Annotated in this window: 23 protein-coding genes and 1 riboswitch; of the genes, 16 read left to right on the forward strand and 7 right to left on the reverse strand. The window is 69.4% G+C overall.

The annotated features are described in order from the left end of the window. Window positions 1-12: 12 nt before the first annotated feature. Window positions 13-711: a lysoplasmalogenase gene (locus tag HQ325_RS01900; RefSeq protein WP_222626474.1), complete on the forward strand. Its 699-nt coding sequence runs from the start codon at window positions 13-15 to the stop codon at window positions 709-711. On the opposite strand, the gene HQ325_RS01905 is transcribed toward HQ325_RS01900, so the two are convergent. Both HQ325_RS01905 and HQ325_RS01910 read right to left on the reverse strand, forming a co-directional pair. After that, on the reverse strand, window positions 632-1,138 hold the full coding sequence (locus HQ325_RS01905) for a methylated-DNA--[protein]-cysteine S-methyltransferase (protein WP_222626475.1): 507 nt from the start codon (window positions 1,136-1,138) through the stop codon (window positions 632-634). The genes HQ325_RS01900 and HQ325_RS01905 overlap by 80 nt on opposite strands. After that, entirely contained in the window at window positions 1,135-1,545 is a 411-nt protein-coding gene (locus tag HQ325_RS01910) for a hypothetical protein (protein WP_027506420.1), read from the reverse strand. Before HQ325_RS01910 ends, HQ325_RS01905 begins: the two co-directional genes overlap by 4 nt. Before the next feature lie 110 nt (window positions 1,546-1,655). Between HQ325_RS01910 and HQ325_RS01915 the strand changes: the two genes are divergently transcribed. Genes HQ325_RS01915 through HQ325_RS01925 form a run of 3 tightly spaced genes read left to right on the forward strand, consistent with a single transcriptional unit; the run spans window position 1,656 to window position 4,295 of the window. After that, window positions 1,656-2,474, forward strand: a complete 819-nt coding sequence (locus HQ325_RS01915; protein ID WP_222626476.1) for an SDR family oxidoreductase — start codon at window positions 1,656-1,658, stop codon at window positions 2,472-2,474. A gap of 1 nt (window position 2,475) precedes the next feature. Continuing rightward, window positions 2,476-3,150, forward strand: coding sequence for an RNA methyltransferase (locus HQ325_RS01920; protein WP_261777622.1), 675 nt, complete (start codon window positions 2,476-2,478; stop codon window positions 3,148-3,150). Window positions 3,151-3,197: 47 nt separating this feature from the next. Continuing rightward, window positions 3,198-4,295 carry a glycoside hydrolase family 76 protein gene (locus HQ325_RS01925; RefSeq protein WP_222626477.1) on the forward strand — a complete coding sequence of 366 codons (1,098 nt, stop codon included), beginning with the start codon at window positions 3,198-3,200 and terminating at the stop codon, window positions 4,293-4,295. 26 nt (window positions 4,296-4,321) lie between these two features. On the opposite strand, the gene HQ325_RS01930 is transcribed toward HQ325_RS01925, so the two are convergent. Both HQ325_RS01930 and HQ325_RS01935 read right to left on the reverse strand, forming a co-directional pair. Further along, complete coding sequence (locus tag HQ325_RS01930) at window positions 4,322-4,999, reverse strand: DedA family protein (RefSeq protein ID WP_051613508.1); 678 nt, start codon at window positions 4,997-4,999, stop codon at window positions 4,322-4,324. Window positions 5,000-5,014: 15 nt separating this feature from the next. Next, window positions 5,015-5,848: a DedA family protein gene (locus HQ325_RS01935; protein WP_374107177.1), complete on the reverse strand. Its 834-nt coding sequence runs from the start codon at window positions 5,846-5,848 to the stop codon at window positions 5,015-5,017. 191 nt (window positions 5,849-6,039) lie between these two features. On the opposite strand from HQ325_RS01935, the gene fbaA reads away from it, so the two are divergent. After that, window positions 6,040-7,080 (forward strand): class II fructose-bisphosphate aldolase, encoded by a 1,041-nt coding sequence (gene fbaA, locus HQ325_RS01940; protein ID WP_204869798.1) that lies wholly within the window; start codon window positions 6,040-6,042, stop codon window positions 7,078-7,080. 14 nt (window positions 7,081-7,094) lie between these two features. On the opposite strand, the gene HQ325_RS01945 is transcribed toward fbaA, so the two are convergent. Then, window positions 7,095-7,646 (reverse strand): hypothetical protein, encoded by a 552-nt coding sequence (locus tag HQ325_RS01945; RefSeq protein WP_222626478.1) that lies wholly within the window; start codon window positions 7,644-7,646, stop codon window positions 7,095-7,097. A 57-nt stretch (window positions 7,647-7,703) separates the two neighbouring features. On the opposite strand from HQ325_RS01945, the gene HQ325_RS01950 reads away from it, so the two are divergent. From HQ325_RS01950 to HQ325_RS01985, 8 genes are all read left to right on the forward strand, one after another. After that, the gene (locus HQ325_RS01950; protein ID WP_222626479.1) at window positions 7,704-8,120 is read left to right on the forward strand and encodes a DUF3151 domain-containing protein; all 417 of its coding nucleotides are present in this window, start codon (window positions 7,704-7,706) and stop codon (window positions 8,118-8,120) included. A 10-nt stretch (window positions 8,121-8,130) separates the two neighbouring features. Further along, window positions 8,131-9,303 carry an aromatic acid exporter family protein gene (locus HQ325_RS01955; protein WP_222626480.1) on the forward strand — a complete coding sequence of 391 codons (1,173 nt, stop codon included), beginning with the start codon at window positions 8,131-8,133 and terminating at the stop codon, window positions 9,301-9,303. Window positions 9,304-9,457: 154 nt separating this feature from the next. Further along, window positions 9,458-10,330 carry a hypothetical protein gene (locus HQ325_RS01960; protein WP_222626481.1) on the forward strand — a complete coding sequence of 291 codons (873 nt, stop codon included), beginning with the start codon at window positions 9,458-9,460 and terminating at the stop codon, window positions 10,328-10,330. A gap of 129 nt (window positions 10,331-10,459) precedes the next feature. Further along, on the forward strand, window positions 10,460-11,374 hold the full coding sequence (locus HQ325_RS01965; RefSeq protein WP_222626482.1) for a cation diffusion facilitator family transporter: 915 nt from the start codon (window positions 10,460-10,462) through the stop codon (window positions 11,372-11,374). Window positions 11,375-11,595: 221 nt separating this feature from the next. Further along, a riboswitch (cobalamin riboswitch) is annotated at window positions 11,596-11,725 on the forward strand. A 33-nt stretch (window positions 11,726-11,758) separates the two neighbouring features. Beyond that, window positions 11,759-12,442 (forward strand): energy-coupling factor ABC transporter permease, encoded by a 684-nt coding sequence (locus tag HQ325_RS01970; protein WP_222626483.1) that lies wholly within the window; start codon window positions 11,759-11,761, stop codon window positions 12,440-12,442. Further along, window positions 12,435-12,761, forward strand: coding sequence for an energy-coupling factor ABC transporter substrate-binding protein (locus HQ325_RS01975; protein WP_222626484.1), 327 nt, complete (start codon window positions 12,435-12,437; stop codon window positions 12,759-12,761). Before HQ325_RS01970 ends, HQ325_RS01975 begins: the two co-directional genes overlap by 8 nt. Further along, on the forward strand, window positions 12,762-13,517 hold the full coding sequence (gene cbiQ, locus HQ325_RS01980) for a cobalt ECF transporter T component CbiQ (RefSeq protein WP_222626485.1): 756 nt from the start codon (window positions 12,762-12,764) through the stop codon (window positions 13,515-13,517). After that, on the forward strand, window positions 13,514-14,356 hold the full coding sequence (locus HQ325_RS01985; protein WP_222626486.1) for an energy-coupling factor ABC transporter ATP-binding protein: 843 nt from the start codon (window positions 13,514-13,516) through the stop codon (window positions 14,354-14,356). Before cbiQ ends, HQ325_RS01985 begins: the two co-directional genes overlap by 4 nt. On the opposite strand, the gene HQ325_RS01990 is transcribed toward HQ325_RS01985, so the two are convergent. Next, window positions 14,353-15,015: a hypothetical protein gene (locus tag HQ325_RS01990; protein WP_027506407.1), complete on the reverse strand. Its 663-nt coding sequence runs from the start codon at window positions 15,013-15,015 to the stop codon at window positions 14,353-14,355. The genes HQ325_RS01985 and HQ325_RS01990 overlap by 4 nt on opposite strands. Before the next feature lie 293 nt (window positions 15,016-15,308). Between HQ325_RS01990 and HQ325_RS01995 the strand changes: the two genes are divergently transcribed. The 3 genes from HQ325_RS01995 to HQ325_RS02005 all read left to right on the forward strand — a co-directional run bounded on the left by HQ325_RS01995 (window position 15,309) and on the right by HQ325_RS02005 (window position 18,596). After that, a complete protein-coding gene (locus HQ325_RS01995; protein ID WP_027506406.1) occupies window positions 15,309-16,598 on the forward strand; it encodes an adenylosuccinate synthase in 1,290 nt (429 codons plus the stop codon). Window positions 16,599-16,725: 127 nt separating this feature from the next. Continuing rightward, window positions 16,726-17,088 (forward strand): LGFP repeat-containing protein, encoded by a 363-nt coding sequence (locus HQ325_RS02000; protein WP_056443694.1) that lies wholly within the window; start codon window positions 16,726-16,728, stop codon window positions 17,086-17,088. 44 nt (window positions 17,089-17,132) lie between these two features. After that, entirely contained in the window at window positions 17,133-18,596 is a 1,464-nt protein-coding gene (locus tag HQ325_RS02005) for a PLP-dependent aminotransferase family protein (protein WP_222626487.1), read from the forward strand. Window positions 18,597-18,627: 31 nt separating this feature from the next. Here the strand turns inward: HQ325_RS02005 and HQ325_RS02010 are convergent, their stop codons facing one another. Further along, window positions 18,628-18,789: a hypothetical protein gene (locus HQ325_RS02010; RefSeq protein WP_222629216.1), complete on the reverse strand. Its 162-nt coding sequence runs from the start codon at window positions 18,787-18,789 to the stop codon at window positions 18,628-18,630. Window positions 18,790-18,814 lie beyond the last annotated feature (25 nt).

Raw genomic sequence — 18,814 nt, forward strand, 5'->3', positions numbered from 1 at the left:
ACGGTGTCGACCATGCAGTCCGGGTCGTCCGCCACGCTGGTCCGCAGGGCCACGGCCCTGGCCTACGCCGTCGCTGCGGCGGGCACCATCGTCGGTGCCGCCACACATCGACCCGTCGTGCAGGCGGTGTGCAAGCCGCTCCTCATGCCGATTCTCGCGGTGCGGTCCGGCGCCCACCGCTCGCCACTGCTGGCTGCGGGACTCTCGGCGGCGACGCTCGGCGACGTCGCGATGATCGATCCGGACGACGATCGCCGGTTCACCGCGGGGGCGTCGTCGTTCGCCGTCATGCAGGGTTGCTGGTCGGTGCTGTTGTATCGCAACGGTTCTCGTGTGCGACCGCACCATGCTCTGCTTCGAGCGGCGGGATGGGCGGGCGGCGCCGTGCTGGCCACGAGACGCGCCCCGGCCATTGCACCGATCTCCATGGCCTACGGCGTCGCCCTCGGTGCCATGTCCGTTCTCGGTGCGGACGGCGGTACCCGTGCCGTCGTCGGATCGACGCTGTTCACCGTCTCCGACGGCATGGTGCTCGTGCGGCGGACCACGTCCGACGCGCGCCTGCGCGACGTCCTCGAGGTCGCGGTGCTCGCGACCTACATCGGCGCTCAGTACGCGCTCGTCGACCCCCTCACGGGAACAGTGTCGGGGTGCCCGACTCGAGATCGAGCAGCAGGCGTTTGCGCTCGACGCCGCCGGCGAAACCGGTGAGGCTGCCGGACATTCCGATGACGCGGTGGCACGGCACGACGATCGACAACGGATTGCGGGCGTTGGCCGACGCCACCGCTCGCACCGAGGTGGGCCGGCCGACGGCGACGGCCAGAGCGGAGTACGTCCACGTCTCGCCGTAGGGAATCGTCCGGAGCGCGGCCCACACCTCGTTCTGGAACTCGGTGCCCACCGGGGCCAGCTCGAGGTCGAAGCGGCGGCGCCGGCCGCCGAAGTACTCCGCCAACTGATCGCGGATCTCGTCGAACCCGTCCGCCCGGGCGGTGCCGATCCGGCCGGGAGCCGGTGCCGGACGGTGACCGGGAAAGTAGACGCCCGACAGCGCCGTCCCGGTGCGCACGACGGTGAGAGGACCCACCGGGGTGTCGAGAACGGTGTGGTGCCGGGTCGAGTCGGTCGGTGTCACAACCGGATCCGCGTCCGGTCGTCGGGATCGACGACGACGGGAACGGTCGCGCCGACCTCGTACCGGACGGACCCCGTGCGTCGGACGGTGCCCGGGTAGGACCCCGACCCGGGCACGGTGATCGTGAGGTCGACCTCCGTCTCGGCTCCGACCTCCCGTACCTCGTCGACGACGGCCCACCCCTCGAGCCCGTGGTCGCGCATGCGGCGTTCGTCGGCGGTCGGGCGCCCGGCAGCCATCATCGCGAGTCCCAGTGCCGCGCCGAAGCCCGCGACCAGCGCAGCGATCTGATACGGAACGGTGCCGTCCGGGGCCTTGGGGAGCAGCACGAGCGCCCAGACCGCCAGCACGACGACGTAGATGGCGGTGACCACGGCCACCGCCCGACCCACTCTCTCGTGGTCCATCGACTCGGATCCCTCCCGTGAGCGCCTCCGAGGACGCCGGAAGCTACTCGGCGGTAAGTTTTCGGCTCACCGCTCTGTTGCAGCTCAGCCCGACCCTTTACTCTTCAGACATGTCTCAACCTACTCCGGCCGACCTCCGGTCTTCCCGCTCCACTGTCTTCATCACCGGCGCAGCAGCCGGCATCGGGCGGGCCACCGCACTCACGTTCGCCGCCGCCGGGTACCACGTCGGTGCGTACGACATCGACGAGACGGGGCTGGCCTCGCTCGCCAAGGAGATCGCGGCGAAGGGCTCGACGTCGACGACGGGAATCCTCGACGTCACCGACACCGCGCAGTTCACCGAGCGACTGAAGGAGTTCGACGAGGCGGCGGGCGGGCGACTCGACGTGCTCATCAACAACGCGGGCATCCTCATCGCGGGCCAGTTCGCCGAGCAGGCCATCGAGACGCATCGCAAGCAGTTCGACATCAACGTCGGCGGCGTGCTGAACGGGCTGCTCGAGGCCTTCCCGTACCTGAAGAAGACGCGCGGCGCCCAGGTGGTGAACCTGTGCTCGGCCTCCGCCATCTACGGCCAGCCCGAGCTCGCCACCTACGGCGCGACCAAGTTCGCGGTGCGCGGCCTCACCGAGGCGCTCGACCTCGAGTGGCACAAGCACGACATCGCCGTGAAGGCCATGTGGCCGCTCTTCGTGCAGACCGCCATGACCAAGGGGATCCAGACCGGCACCACCGGCTCGCTGGGCATCAAGCTCACCGCGCAGGACGTCGCCGACGCGATCTTCAAGTCGACGCAGCCCGCCAAGCGGATCTATCACAAGGTGCACTTCCCGGTGGGGCTCCCGTCCAAGGCGCTGTCCATGGGCTCGCGGTTCTCCCCGGTCTGGTTGACCCGCGAGGTCAACCGCCGTCTGTCCCATTCCTGAGTTGACCGAGAACGACCGCAGCGACGAGGCGGGTGCCACCGAGTGGGGTGAGCACCCGCGCGGCGCACCCGCCTGGGACGTCGAGCGTGACGGGCCTCGGCCCACCGATCCCCGCTACGACCCGGAACTCCTCGACGAGGGGGATCGGCGCAACGTCGTCGACGCGTACCGGTACTGGACGCGCGAGGCCATCGTCGCGGACCTGGACACGCGCCGGCATCCGATGCACGTGGCCATCGAGAACTTCGCGCACGACGCCAACATCGGGACGGTCGTCCGCACGGCCAACGCGTTCGGCGCCGCCGCGGTGCACATCGTCGGGCGTCGACGGTGGAACCGTCGCGGTGCGATGGTCACCGACCGCTACCAACACATCGAGCATCACGCCGACGTCGGCGGACTGATGGCCTATGCCGCCGAGGCCGGTCTGACGGTGGTGGCCGTCGACAACGTGCCCGGGTCCGTCCCGCTCGAGACTGCCGTTCTCCCGCGGAATGCGCTTCTGCTCTTCGGTCAGGAGGGCCCGGGCGTGACCGACGGCGCGCGCGCCGCCGCGTCGATGACGGTGTCCATCGCGCAGTTCGGCTCCACCCGCAGTATCAATGCCGGTGTCGCAGCCGGGATCACGATGCACGCCTGGATCCGGCAGCACGCGGATCCCGACCTGGCCTGGTGACCGTGCCCGACGGCTTCCGAGCCGAGGGGTACTGGCAGGATCGAACCATGCACGACACGTGGTCCTCCAGGGCGGATGCCGCCGAGGAGGCCGTCTTCTCTCGCCACGTCCGCCGTCTGTGGGGACTGCCGGGAACGGCGCTGGGTGTCGTGGCATGGCCGCCGGTCCGACGTGAGCGGTTGTTCTTCCGATGGCACTACTGGTGGCAGGCACATCTCATCGACTGCGTGGTCGACGCCGAGGAGCGGGCGCCGTCGGCGCGCCGCCGACGACGGCTGGCCCGGATCGCGCGCACGCACCGGCTGCGCAACCTCACCGGCTGGACCAACTCGTACTACGACGACATGGCGTGGCTGGGGCTGTCCCTCGAGCGAGCACAACGTCTGCACCTCGTCGACAATCGCACCGCGATCGCGGCCCTGGAGTCGGAGCTGTTCGACGCCTGGGATCCGGCGCACGGGGGCGGTATCCGCTGGTCCAGGAAGAGCGACTTCTTCAACGTGCCGGCCAACGGCCCGGCGGCGGTGCTGCTCGCACGGACCGGCAAGCTGTGGCGCGCCCAGGCCATGGCCGACTGGATCGACGCGACTCTCGTCGATCCGACGACCCATCTGGTGCTCGACGGCATCCACGCCGACGGCCGTGTCGAGACGCCGATCTACTCCTACTGCCAGGGCGTCGTGCTCGGCGCCGAGACCGAACTCGCGATCAGCCTCGGTGACGACAAGCACCGCGAGCGCGTGCATCGACTCGTCGCCGCCGTGCAGCAGCACCTCACCAAGGACGGTGTGATCGTCGGCGGCGGGGGAGGGGACGGCGGCCTGTTCAACGGGATCCTCGCCCGCTACCTCGCGCTGGTGGCGACGTCGTTGCCCGGAGACTACGACGAGGACCACGAGGCGCGCTCGGTCGCCGCCGACATCGTGCTGGCGTCGGCGGAGGCCGCATGGGACAACTGCCTGTCGATCGAGGGTCTGCCTCTGTTCGGCAGCGACTGGTCCGCCATCGCCAAGCTGCCCTCGTTCGGCGCGTCGATCGCCCGGTTCAGCGCCGGCACCGTCACGTCGTCGTCCGTACCGGAGCGCGACTTCTCCGTCCAGCTCGGCGGCTGGATGTTGATGGAGGCGGCGCACAGCCTCGGCTGAACGTCAGACGTCAGAGGTCGTGCACTTCAGAGATCGTGAACTTCGGTGGTCTCCACCGGCTTCTTCATCTCCTTGCGGTACTGGTACAGACCGAAGATGGTGCCGACCACGATCGAGACGATCATCAGCGTGAGCACGGTGGGGAACAGCCACGACACCTTGTCGAGCACCGCTCCGAAGTAGAAGCCGATCAGCAGCAGCACGGGTGCCCAGATGAGCGCACCCAGGGTGCTGGCGATGGTGTAGCGGCGGTGGTTCATCCCACCGGCACCGGCGACCATCGGACACAGGGTTCGCACCCACGGGATCCAGCGCGCGACGAGCACCGCCCAGAAACCGTGCTTCTCGAGGAGTCGGTTGACCTTCTCCAGATTCGCGGTGTTGACGTACTTGCCGTTCTTACGCGCCACGAGGCGATGACCGGTGCGTTTACCGATCATGTACCCCACCTGATTACCGGCGATGGCGGCCAGGAACGCGCCCGCGGACAGCGCCCACACGTGCGAGGTGCCCGAGGCGTGGGCGGCCAGTCCGATACCGGCGGTGATCAGCAGCGAGTCGCCGGGAAGGAAGAGGCCCACGATGACGGCGCACTCGAGAAACACGAAGGACACCACGATGAGCCAGACCAGGGTGGGCCCGGCCGATTCGAGGAATCCCATCGCGCCGCCTTCGGCGAGCACGGTGCTACCGGCGAGAAGCATGAACGGGGGACCGATCTACGAGGACGAGTCGCGCGGAGCGGGCTCGGTGCGCTGGACGGGCTCGGACCACTGAGCTGGTTCCGACCGCTGAGCAGTGTCCGACCTCTGGGCCGGCTCGGACCACGTGGACGGCTCGACCTTGCCGTCGAGCTTGCCGTCGAACGCGTCGACGGCCTCACCGAGCGGGGTGCGGCGCGAGGAGATGATCCGCTTGCCGACCTCCCAGGCGATGGGCAGGACGGAAACGGCGACGATGAGCAGGAAGATGATGTCGACGTTGTCGCGGATGACAGCGATCTGGCCCAGCAGGTAGCCGAGCAGCGTCACACCCGAGCCCCAGACGATGCCGCCGACGACGTTGTAGGTGATGAACGTGCGGTAGCGCATGCCCGAGGCGCCGGCCACGACCGGCGCGAACGTACGCACGATGGGTACGAAGCGCGCCAGGAAGATGGTGATGGGGCCGTGCTTCTCGAAGAACGCGTGCGACTCGTCGATGTAGCGCTTCTTGAGGAAGCGGGCGTCGTCGGTGAACAGGCCCGTGCCGGCCTTCTTGCCGATGAGATACCCCGCCTGATCACCCAGCACCGCGGCGATCGGAATGGTCACCAACAGCACCCACAGCGGTGCGAACGGCTCGATCTCCGCGCTCTTCGACGCGGCGATCAGACCGGCCGTGAACAGCAGCGAATCGCCTGGGAGCAGCGGGAACAGCAGGCCCGACTCGATGAACACCACCAGCAGCAGACCGACCAGGACCCAGGTGCCGAACGAGTTCAGCAGGTTGACGGGATCGAGGAACCCCGGCAGCAGGGCGAGGTCGGTCACGGAGGCGGCCACGGTAGTCACAAGCGCCCACAGTACCGGCGAGAGCAGTCGATACCCGCACGCCGAGTGGCTGGTAGTACAACTCACGAGCAACTCTCAGCAACTACCGGCGAGTAGATCGGGCAGGGCGCGACCGTCGTCACCTCGGTTGACATACTGCTAGTGACCGCACCTGATCAGGTGCCCCGTTCGCTCACCGTGGAGGTTTCTTCGTGCCGATCGCAACTCCCGAGGTGTACGCCGAGATGCTCGGCCGCGCCAAGGAACACCAGTTCGCTTTTCCCGCCATCAACTGCGTGGGATCCGAGTCCGTCAACGCGGCCATCAAGGGCTTCGCCGACGCGGGCAGCGACGGCATCATCCAGTTCTCCACCGGTGGCGCGGAGTTCGCGTCCGGCCTCGGTGTGAAGGACATGGTCACGGGCGCCGTCGCGCTCGCCGAGTTCGCCCACGTCGTCGCCGCGAAGTACGACGTCACCATCGCGCTGCACACCGACCACTGCCCCAAGGACAAGCTGGACACCTACGTGCGTCCGCTCCTCGCGGTGTCGCAGGAACGCGTCGACGCCGGGAAGAACCCCCTCTTCCAGTCGCACATGTGGGACGGCTCCGCGGTGCCGATCGACGAGAACCTCGAGATCGCCAAGGATCTGCTGGCCAGGGCCGCGGCCGCCCGCATCATCCTGGAGATCGAGATCGGCGTGGTCGGCGGCGAGGAGGACGGCGTCGAGGCGGAGATCAACGACAAGCTGTACACCTCGAACGAGGACTTCCTGAAGACGGTCGAGGCGCTCGGTGCCGGCGATGCCGGATCGCGCTACCTGTTGGCCGCGACGTTCGGCAACGTCCACGGCGTCTACAAGCCGGGCAACGTCAAGCTCAAGCCGTCGGTACTCGCGGACGGTCAACGCGTCGCCACCGAGAAGCTCGGACTCGCTGCAGGCTCCAAGCCCTTCGACTTCGTCTTCCACGGCGGATCGGGCTCGGCCAAGAGCGAGATCGAGGAGGCCCTCGAGTACGGCGTCGTGAAGATGAACGTCGACACCGACACCCAGTACGCGTTCAGCCGGCCCATCGCCGGCCACTTCTTCAGCAACTACGACGGCGTGCTGAAGGTCGACGGCGAGGTGGGCAACAAGAAGGCCTACGACCCGCGCAGCTACCTCAAGAAGGCCGAGGCCGGTATGACGGCGCGCGTCGTCGAGGCGTGCAACGACCTGAAGTCCGCCGGTCGGAGTGTGTCAGCAGGCTGACCCCACGAGCGCGGTCAGGCGCAGACCTTCCAGGTCTCGCCGTCCAGCGCGAGGTCGAACGTGCGCGCCGAGGGCTCCGCGCCCTCGGTGCGCGCGGTGACCTGCGCGATCGCCGTCGTCTGATCCGGCGGTTCCGCCTCGGTGATCTGCCCCGGCGGCTCCGCCGCTTCTGAGATCTGGATGGTGTCGACGCTCTGGACCACCGGGACCGTTCCGGAGGCGACGGCGGCGTCGTGCGTCGCGGCGAAGTCGGCGTCGGAGATGCCGCCGTAGAACGACGCCAACGCGCCGCACGTGACGCCGCGCAGAGCAGTCAGGTCGCCGTCACGCAGCGCCGTGGTGAAGGTGTCGATCGAGGTGCGGATCTTCTCGTCGTCGCTGGGGCCCGACACGCTCGTGCCGCCGCGCAGCAGTGCGAACGCCACGACACCCGCGATCGCCAGAACCGCCACGAGGGCCGCCGCGATCCAGGGGCCGCGCCGCCGTCCGTGCGAGGGTGCCGCCGGACTCGAGGCGCGGGGTTCGATGCGGCGCGGTGCGGCGGGGTGCGAGTTATCCGGGGACACGCGTGCACCTTATCCAGCGCCCGACGTCTCTCGCGCGCTCCGTGGGAGACTGTCTCCATGACTTCCTTCGGTGATCTCCTCGGTCCCCAGCCCACCCTGCTGCCCGGCGACGACGAGGCCGAGTCCGCTCTGCTGAACCACACGGCCCCCGAGGAGGTCGCCGCGGCGCACCCCACCGCGTCGATCGCGTGGGCCTACCTCGCCGAGGCCGCCCTGTCCGACGGCCGCACCATCACCGCGTACGCCTACGCGCGCACCGGCTACCACCGCGGGCTCGATCAGTTGCGTCGCAACGGCTGGAAGGGCTTCGGACCCGTGCCGTACAGCCACGAGCCCAACCGTGGTTTCCTGCGCTGCGTGGCCGTCCTGGCCCGCGCCGCGCAGTCGATCGGGGAGACGGACGAGTACGCGCGCTGCCTCGACCTGCTCGAGGACTGCGATCCGCGCGCCGCGGACGCACTCGGCGTCGGCTAGTACCGGCTTCATGGGCCGATTCGGGAGCTACCCACGATTCACGGCCCCGCATCTCGGCCTGCGCACCCGCGGTTCTGCGCGGATCGACGCGTCGCTGCGGCGACTGAGTGTCTCCGGGCTGCCGATCATCCAGTGCGCGCTCGCCGCGGGCATCGCGTGGTTCGTGGCGACGGAGGTCGTCGGGCACGTCACGCCGTTCTTCGCGCCGATCGCGGCCGTCGTCTCGCTCGGCGTGTCCCTCGGGGCGCGGATGCGACGCTCGGCCGAACTCGTCGTCGGCGTCACGGTCGGCATCGGTGTCGGTGACGCGATCATCGCCCTCATCGGGACCGGCCCGTGGCAGATTGCCCTGGTCGTCGCGCTCGCGATGTCGACCGCGGTCTTCCTCGACAGCGGCGCCATCATCGCGATGCAGGCGGGGTCGTCGGCCGTGCTGGTGGCGACGCTCATCCCGCCCGGCAACGCCGGCGGATTCAACCGCATGGTCGACGCGTTGATCGGCGGACTGGTGGGACTCGCCGTCGTCGCGGTCGTGCCCACGCATCCCGTGCGCCGCGCGCGCAAGGACGCGGCCACTGTCATCGCCACGTCGGGCCGGGTGCTCCAACTCGTCGCGGACGGTCTCGTGGCCAACGACGCGGAACCGATCGCCAAGGCGCTGAAGGCCGCGCGCGCGACCCAACCCGCCATCGACACGATGCGCACCGACCTCAAGGGCGGGCGTGAGATCAGCCGCATCTCCCCGCTGTACTGGAACAGCAAGCAGCGTCTGGCCGAGCTCGCCGCGACGGCGGACCCGCTGGACAACGCGGTGCGCAACATCCGGGTGCTCGCTCGGCGCTCCCTGTCCCTGGTGCGTGACGACGAGATTCTCGACCCCCGACTGGTCGACCTGGTCGAGAAGCTCGCGCAGGCCACCGAGGTTGTGCGGAAGATGATGCTCGCGGATCCCGGCGAGCAACCCGACCGAGCCGAGGCGGCGCGGGTTCTCCGGCACGTGGCGGTCGGTGCGAAGGCGGAGCTCATGCAGGACGCCGGCCTGTCGGCGGTGGTGGTGCTCGCGCAGATCCGGTCCATCGTCGTCGACCTGCTCCAGGTGGCGGGGCTCTCGCGGATCTCCGCGCTGGCGACCCTGCCTCCGACCGTCGACCACCCCGCCGTGCCGCCGGAGCTCGACTACTAGGGTTCCCGCGGGCGTTCCGTGTTCCCGCGGACGCTGCAACCCCTCCTCGAGTACGGAAGCCCTGCGGGAGCTGCAGGTACACAGGACGAGGATGCTCCACAGGCGGGCGACAGGAAGGCGTGTCCCCGTCCGCGCGTGATCGACACTCACCGTCATGGACCTGCACCGCCGCGCGACCGGTGACGTGACCGATGCGGCGCTGCGCGGTCTGGTGAGGCGCGGCGAACTGGTCCGCGTGAGCCGCGGCTCCTACGGCCCCGGCTCGGAGTGGGCGTCGGCATCACCAGACGAGCGCTACCGCCTGCGCGTGCTCGGAGTCATGGCGGGACGTACCGCGGTGGCCGTCGCCAGTCACGAGTCCGCGGCGGCGCTGCATCGGCTCCCACTGCTCGCTCCCGACCGAGCCCGGGTGCACGTGAGCGTCGACGGTCGAGGAGGTGGTGCGTCGACGAGGAAGGTCGCCGAGCACCGGGTGCCACTGTCCCTGCTGGACGTCACCACCGTCGACGGTGTGCAGGTCACGACGCCGACGCGGACGGCGCTCGACATCGCGTGCACAGTGGGACTCGATCGTGCGCTGTGCGCTGTCGAGTCCGCACTCCGCACGGAGGCGCCGGATCTGCAGGAGTGCCTCGCACGGCTCGGGCGCCGTCGCGGGATCGCCACCGCCCGCCGCGCGGTGGACCTCGCGAGCCCTCTCACCGAGAGCATCGGCGAATCGTGGAGCCGAGCCCTGATGATGCAGTGGCCCGAGATTCCCTCGCCGAGGCTGCAGCATCGCTTCCTCGACGATCGTGGTCGCATCGTGGCCCGCACCGATTTCGACTGGGACGGTCGGCTGGTGGGCGAGTTCGACGGGCTGATGAAGTATCGCGGCGGAGCACAGTCGGTGATCGACGAGAAGCTGCGCGAGGACGCCCTCCGCGCGCTCGGCTGCCATGTGGTGCGGTGGACGTGGGACGACCTGCGTCATCCCGAACGGCTACGGCGTCTGCTTGCGGCCGGGATGGCCATCGCGTTCCGCTGACGCCGGAGGTCTCTGGGTTCCCGCGGCCGTTCCGTGTTCCCGCGGACGCTGCAACCCCTCCTCGAGTACGGAACCCCTGCGGGAAGCGTGACTCCCCATATGCACACATTCGCATGTATGGTCTCGATCATGGGAGCGGGGCACGGACATGCGCACACACCGGCGGCAGGTGCAGCCGGCACCGGGCGGCTGCGACGCATGGGGATCGCGTGGTTCGTGCTCGTCGCGTTCTTCGCCCTCGAGCTGACCGTCGGCCTGATCATCAACTCGCTCGGCCTGCTCGCCGATGCCGGGCACATGCTCACCGACATCATCGGCATGTCGATGGGGCTCATCGCGCTCACCATGGCCCGGCGCGGATCCAATTCCGCCGCAAGGACATTCGGGTGGCACCGGGCCGAGGTGCTCACCGCTGTCGCCAACGCGGTGCTGCTGCTCGGGGTCGCGGTGTTCATCTTCGTGGAGGCGATCCGCCGCATCGGGGACCAGCCGGACATCCCGGGCCTCGCGATGGTGCTGACGGCCGCCGCGGGACTCGTCGCCAACATCGTCGTCATGCTCCTCATCCGCGCCGACGCGAAGGACTCCATCGCGGTGCGCGGGGCCTACCTCGAGGTGCTCGCGGACACCGTGGGCAGCGTCGGAGTGCTCGTCGCCGGCGTGCTGCTCCTCGCGTTCGACTGGACGTGGGCGGACATCGTCGTGGGTATCGCCATCTCGCTGTGGGTGGTGCCGCGGGCACTCTCGCTCGCCGGCCAGTCGTTGCGCATCCTCACGCAGGCCAGTCCGTCGTCGGTGGACATCGGTGCGCTCGAGGCCGACCTGCGGGCGCTGCCCGGAGTCGTCGACGTGCACGACCTGCACGTCTGGACCCTCACCACCGGCATGGACGTCGCCACGGTGCACATCACGTCGGACGGTTCCGGATCGGTGATGCTGGCCCGCGGGAAGGAAGTGCTCTCGGCCTACGGCTTGGACCACGCCACCGTGCAGGTCGAGCCCGCGGTGCACGGTGCCACCTGCCGCGACGAGCTCACCTGGTAGCAGGCTGGTCGGGACGGTGGCGGGCAGGCCGGAGGCCGGAGGCCGGTCGGGATGGTGGCGGGCAGGCCGGAGGCCGGTCGGGAGAACCTGCGGGCAGGCCGGAGGCCGGTCGGGAGAACCTGCGGGCAGGCCGGAGGCCGGTCGGGATGGTGGCGGGCGGCCGGAGGCCGGTCGGGAGAACCTGCGGGCAGGCCGGAGGCCGGTCGGTGAACAACTGTGCGACCATGACCCGGCAGGTCAGTACCTGCGACGTGCTGGCGAGGGGAATCCGGTGAGAATCCGGAACGGTCGCGCCACTGTGAGCGGGCCTCGTCGTCCGTGAGTCAGATCGCCGATCCGGCACGTGAGACTCGATTCGGACGCGCAATCTGAGGAGTTCCACTCGTGCACATCGCCGAGGGTTTTCTGCCACCCGTTCACGCGGCAGTCTGGACGTGCGCCGCGGCGCCGTTTGTCGTTCACGGCGCTCGCGCCGTCGTCGTCCAGGTCCGGGAGAACCCCCGCAGCCGTCTGCTGCTGGGTGCTGCCGGTGCCTTCACCTTCGTTCTCTCCGCCATCAAGCTGCCGTCCGTCACGGGCAGCTCGAGCCACCCCACCGGAACAGGGCTGGGGGCGGTGCTGTTCAAGCCGCCGGTCATGGCGTTCCTCGGCACGGTGGTGTTGCTCTTCCAGGCGTTGCTGCTCGCGCACGGCGGCCTGACGACGCTGGGGGCCAACGCGTTCTCCATGGCGATCGTCGGCCCGTGGGTGGGGTACGCCGCGTTCCGTCTCACCGGCAGGCTCGGCGGTGGTCTGTCGCTGTCGGTGTTCTTCGCGATGATGCTGGCCGACCTGTCGACGTACTGCACGACGTCGGTGCAGATCGCGCTCGCGTTCCCGGATCCGCAGAGCGGCGTGCCCGGAGCCGTCACCAAGTTCCTGTCCATCTTCGCCGTGACGCAGATTCCGCTCGCCATCGCGGAGGGTCTGCTGGGTGTGCTGGTGTTCCGCGTCCTGCGGACCGTGGCGACGCCGGAGCTGCGGGACCTCGGAGTGCTCCGCCGCGAGAAGGGTGCCGTCGATGCGTAGGAACGTCGTGATCAACCTGCTGCTCGTCCTCGGGATCGTCCTCATCGTCGGCGCCGCGCTGATGCTCGACGCGGGACGCAGCGGCGACGAGGAGCGATTCGTCGGTACCGACTCGGCCGCCACGTCGCAGATCGAGGAGGACCACCCGGACTACGTGCCGTGGTTCGAGTCGGTGTTCTCGCCGACGTCGGGCGAGGTGGAGTCGGGTCTGTTCGCGCTGCAGGCAGCGCTGGGTGGGCTCGTCCTCGGGTACGTGCTGGCGGCACTGCGCGGTCGGCGCACGCTCGACGCGCTCCGCGCCGAACTCGAACGGACGTAGGTGCAGGGTCTCGCGGTCGACGACGCGGCCTGGGCCAGTCCGTGGCGCACGCGTGCGGTGGGAGACAAGGCGGCACTGTCGCTGGGCCTCGTGCTGTGCGCGCTGCTGCTCCCGCCGTGGCCCGGTGCGCTGATCGTCACCGTGGTCGCTCTCGGTGCCGCCGTCGGAGCGGCCCGCACACCACTCCGGCCGGTGCTGCGTGCGCTCACCGCGCCGGCGGCGTTCATCGCGCTCGGCGCCGTCTCCGTCGCCGTCACGGTGACCGCCACGCCGGACTGGAGTGTCGGGGTCACGGCCGACAGCGCGCGGCGGGCGCTGGAGGTGTCCGGTCACGCGATCGCCGGGACGTCGGCTGTGCTCTTGCTGGCCGTCACGACGCCGATGATCGACATCCTGTCCGGGCTGCGACGGCTGCGGGTACCGCAGGCATGCATCGACGTCGCCGCCGTGATGTACCGCTTCCTGTTCGTGCTGCTGTCGTCGGTACGCACCATCCGCCAGTCGCAGACCGCCAGGCTCGGGTACTCCTCGCCGCGTCGGTCGCTCCATTCCGCGGGCCTGCTGACAGCCGCCGTGCTGATCAAGTCGTGGGACCGGGCCTCTCGGCTCGAGGCGGGGCTGGCGGGTCGCGAGTTCGGCGACGCGGTCTCGGCGGATCCGGTCGACCGGCAGCGCAGTTCGCCCACCTTTCTGGTGGTCGTCGTGGCGGTGCTGGGAGCCGTGGTGGCGCTGTCCCTGCTGGGACATCGCGCATGAGCCACCGCACGCTCACCGCCCGCGACCTCGAGGTGCGGTACCAGGAGGGGCCGCCGGTGCTGGCCGTCGCGAGCCTGAGCGTTCCCGCCGCGGCCAGGGTGGCGCTCCTGGGCGCCAACGGCTCGGGCAAGACGACCCTGCTGCGGTGCCTGTCCGGAGCGATCGTTCCCGACGGCGGCCGGGTGGAGATCGACGACGTCGCGCTGCGCCACACCCGGTCGGGTCTGCGGGCGCATCGCCAGGAAGTGCAACTGGTGCTGCAGGATCCGGACGATCAGCTGTTCTCGGTCGACGTGTACAGAGACGTCGCCTACGGTCCGGTCAACCTCGGCCTGGGGCCCGACGAGGTGCGCGAGCGCACGGAGGCGGCGCTCGAGGTGATGGGCATCGATCATCTGCGCTCCCGGCCGACGCACCAGCTGTCCTACGGTGAGCGCAAGCGTGTCGCGACGGCCGGCGCCGTGGCCATGCGGCCGTGCATCCTGCTGCTCGACGAACCGACGGCCGGGCTCGATCCGCAGGGCGTCGACGAGATGTTCGCCGCGCTGCACCGCCTGGAGAATCACCACACCACGGTGGTGCTGTCGACGCACGACGTGGCCCTGGCACTGGAGTGGTCGCACTCGGTGGCCGTGGTCGTGGACGGCGCTGTGGTGCAGGGGGATCCGGTGACGTTGCTGTCGGACACCGACCTGCTCGGACGGGCCAGGTTGCGGACACCGTGGCCGTTGGCGCTCGCGGCGGACCTCGTCCGGGACGGCATGCTCGAACCGGGATCGAGGCCACGGGACGCCGAAGAACTACGAAAGATGCTGAGCAGCAGTATCAGTAGGCGCTAACGTACGAGCAACCACTGCTTGTCGTGGCGGTAGATGGTGGACCTGGTGGTCTCGCGGGGGATGTCGATGCCGTCCTTCGTCAGACGCGCCGCCGTGGCGCCGAGCTGCATCGCCCGGCCGGTGATCCAGCGTCGGCGGAACAGTCCGCGCTTGCCCTGCACCCGAGCGCGGAGTCCCGGCATCTCGAGCGTCGGGGTGACCTCGATGCCCGGCACCTCACCGGAGAAGAGCTTGGTGTCGTCGACGTAGGCCTCGCCGACGAGGTGTCCCGACGGCCCCGAGACGGTGGCGAGCCCGACGACGGCCGATCCGGCGTCGTCACGGATGAGAGGAGTGGGCGAGGCGGTGCCGGACAGCGCGACCTTGGCGGCACGCGATCCGGTGCCGACGCGGAAGAGGTGGCTGGCCTCGCTGGCGGTCTCGGCGACGTAGGCGAGCTCGATGTCGAGACGGTCGCGTCGCATCAACCGGGTGAGGACGGCGGCGAGTGAGGCATCGGTTCCGAGCACGATCAGCCTGGGGTCGTGCACCGCATCCAACTCCGCCAGCAGGGCATCGCACTCCTCCTTCGACGGCACCTCGGGCACCGCGGTGAGCGGTAGCGAGGACAGCGCGATGGGCAGCAAGGGCCTGCCGCACTGCAAGACGAACGGAGTCACGCGAATTCCTTCTCAGCCGGATGGGGTCTGCCCCACCCTAATCAGCACACGGTCGTCGTGGACCGCGGGAAGGCGCTTGCCCGGTCTCGATTACGCGTCGCTTTGACCGTGCCGCCGCGACAGAAGACCAGGCAGTACGGTCGGCGGTCGGCTGTGAGCGGCACGTGTCGCCTCGGGCGGTACACTGTGTCACCGGTCATGGTCGGTGCGCGTTCCGCACGTCACGAAGTGCGTCCCGACACGTGCCACAGCCCGGGATGGTCCGGCTGTCCACCCGAGTGATGGAGCAACACATGCCGGCAATCGTCCTCATCGGCGCCCAGTGGGGCGACGAGGGCAAGGGCAAGGCCACCGATCTGTTCGGCGAGCGACTGCAGTGGGTGGTGCGCTACCAGGGTGGCAACAACGCCGGCCACACCGTGGTGCTGCCGAACGGCGACAAGTTCGCGCTCCACCTCATCCCGTCGGGCATTCTCTCGCCCGGTGTGAACAACGTGATCGGCAACGGCGTCGTCGTGGATCCGGGTGTGCTGCTCACCGAACTCGACGGCCTCGAGAAGCGGGACGTGGACACGTCGAAACTGCTGCTCAGCGCCGATGCGCACCTGATCATGCCGTACCACGTGGCCATCGACAAGGTCACCGAACGCTTCCTCGGTGCCCGCAAGATCGGCACCACCGGACGCGGCATCGGCCCGTGCTACCAGGACAAGATCGCCCGCGTCGGGGTGCGCGCGGCGGATGTCCTCGACGAGAAGATCCTGACCCAGAAGGTCGAGGCCGCACTGGAATTCAAGAACCAGGTGCTCGCCAAGATCTACAACCGACGCGCTCTCGAGTCCGAGAAGGTGGTGGAGGAGGTGCTCGGCCAGGCCGAGGGCTTCAAGCACCGCATCGCCGACACCCGGCTCGCGTTGAACCAGGCGCTCGAGCGCGGCGAGACGGTGCTGCTCGAGGGCTCGCAGGGCACGCTCCTCGACGTCGATCACGGCACCTATCCGTTCGTCACGTCGTCCAACCCGACGGCGGGCGGCGCGGCCGTGGGTTCCGGCGTCGGCCCGGGGCGGATCACCACGGTCCTCGGCATCCTGAAGGCGTACACCACGCGTGTCGGCTCGGGCCCGTTCCCGACGGAGCTGTTCGACGAGTCGGGGGAGTACCTGGCAAAGCAGGGCGGGGAGGTGGGTGTCACCACCGGCCGCGCCCGGCGCACCGGCTGGTTCGATGCCGTCATCGCGCGGTACGCCACGCGCGTCAACGGCATCACCGACTACTTCCTCACCAAGCTCGACGTACTGTCCTCGCTCGACACCATCCCGATCTGCGTCGCGTACGACGTGGACGGCGTGCGTCACGACGACATGCCGATGACGCAGACCGGATTCCACCACGCGAAGCCGATCTACGAGGAGATGCCCGGGTGGTGGGAGGACATCTCGGGGGCGCGGACCTTCGAGGAGTTGCCCGTCAACGCCCAGAGGTACGTGCTGCGTCTCGAGGAGCTCTCGGGGTCGTACATGTCGTACATCGGCGTCGGTCCGGGCCGTGACCAGACCATCGTGCGGCGCGACATCCTGTCCTGACACGGTCGAGATATCACAAATGGCGTGACGATAACGCCAGGATGGCTCATACTGTGGCTCAGGTTCGCTATGAGGTGGAACAAAACGGATCCCCCTCTCGGCGAGAGCAGGTCAGTGGAGGACCGCTATGGACAGCACCTACGTCGGGCTCGAGGTCTTCCAGTGCCAGTTCGAGCGTTTCAGCTTCGAGCACTCGTGGATCGGTGACCGCGTCGGCGAGCTCATGCTCGGCCCGCGCGGCGGCGGCATGCTCGAGTTCCAGCACGCCACGGTCTTCGCGCTCCCCGAGGGCGGCGCACACGAGGTGCACGGCGACATCCTCGCCTGGTACCTCGCGCACGGCGGCCCGAGTGGTTCGCTCGGCTACCCCCTCACCGACGAGAAGCGCACTCCGACGGGCCACGGCCGCTACAACGTGTTCGAGAACGGCACCGTCGGCTGGCTCCCGGGCACGGGGGCCTTCTTGATGGGGTCCGTCCGCACCGCCTGAACTGGACTGCGGGCCGGTATCCACCGAGGTGGATACTGGACGTCATGGTGACTCGCGTGATCGGTGCGTCGACTCTCTCCCGCGACCTCGGGCACTGGCGGCCGTCTGGACGGCACCGGCCGGTCTACCGGGCTCTCGCCGACGGGATCCGGCTCCTGGTGCACGACGGTCGCATCCCCTTGGGCGTCGCCCTGCCCAGTGAGCGCGATCTGGCGGGAGCCCTGTCGCTGTCCCGCACCACCGTCACCAACACGTATGCGGCACTGCGTGACGAGGGGTACCTGCTGAGCAGGCAGGGTTCCCGCAGCACGGTCGCACTGCCGCGGACCACCCTGGCGGGGCGGCCGGCCCGCGCGGCCGCGTCGGTGATCGATCTGACCCATGCTGCCGTCACCGCCCCGTCCGACGAGGTGACACAGGCGTACGCCGCTGCGCTGGAGGCACTTCCGGCCTACTACACGGGTCACGGTATCGAGCCGGTCGGTCTGGCGACACTGCGGCAGGCCCTGGCTCGCCGGTACGACGAGCGGGGGCTCCCAACCTCGCCGGACCAGATCATGGTGACGTCCGGCGCGCAGCAGGCCTGGCGCCTGCTGCTCGAGGTGCTGGTGTCGCCCGGTGACCGGGTGGTGGTCGATCACCCGACGTATCCCAATGCGCTGGAGGCGATTCGACGAACTGCGGCGCGCGCGGTGCCCGTTCCATTGAGGCCGCGGGAGTACTCGCCCCCTGGATCGGCGGATTCGCCACGGCGATGGGACCTCGACGCGATCCGTGACGCGACGGTCCAGACGGGGGCGCGGATGGCGTACGTGCTGCCCGACTTCCACAATCCGACTGGTGCTCTGCTCGATGTCGCCGGCCGCGCGGAACTGGCGTCGAACGCCCGCCGGACCGGAACCACACTGGTGGTGGACGAGTCGATGGCCGACCTGTGGCTGGACGAGGCGCCGCCCGCTCCGGTCGCGTCGGTGGGGCATCCCGGGACCGTCGTCACCGTGGGGTCCGCGTCGAAGGCGTACTGGGGTGGCCTGCGGGTCGGCTGGATCAGGGCGTCGCCTGCGCTGATCTCCCGACTGGCGACGTCGAGGGCCGCCGTCGACATCGGCACACCGATCATGGATCAGCTGGCGTGCGCCGCGCTGATCGAGCGGCACGAGGAGATCCTGGTTCCCCGCCGCGCGGAACTGCGTCGCAACCGGGACGCGCTGACGGCGGCCCTGGCGCGCCACCTGCCGGACTGGTCGTACGACCCGGCGCCGGGCGGCCTGTCGCTGTGGGTTCAGATGCCCGCAGCGGCCTCCACGGCTCTCGCCGCGATCGCGCCGGCGCACGGGGTGGCGCTGGCGGCGGGGCCGCGGTTCGGAGTGGAGGGAGCGTTCGAGCGCCACGTGCGCCTGCCGTACACGGAGAATGGTGACCGGCTGGAGGCTGCGATCGACCGAATCGCGTTCGCGTACCAATCCCTCAAACCGACCGACGGGGATTTTTCAGCCGTGGTCCTGTGAATTCGCGGGATCGACGGAGAATGGTCGGTTGTCAGCGCGAGCCGAAGACCTCGTGATCGAGTTCCGCCATGTCCCAGTGGAACTCGGAGCCGAGTTCCTCGTGGTCGGCGCGCGACGCGGCGCGCCCCAGGAGCACTGCGGCACCCGCGGCGATCAGCATCCACACCACTCCGACGACCACGACTGCTATCACGATTCCGTTTCTAGCACCTCGAACT

Source organism: Rhodococcus sp. BP-349, assembly GCF_019835845.1.
GTDB lineage: Bacteria > Actinomycetota > Actinomycetes > Mycobacteriales > Mycobacteriaceae > Rhodococcoides.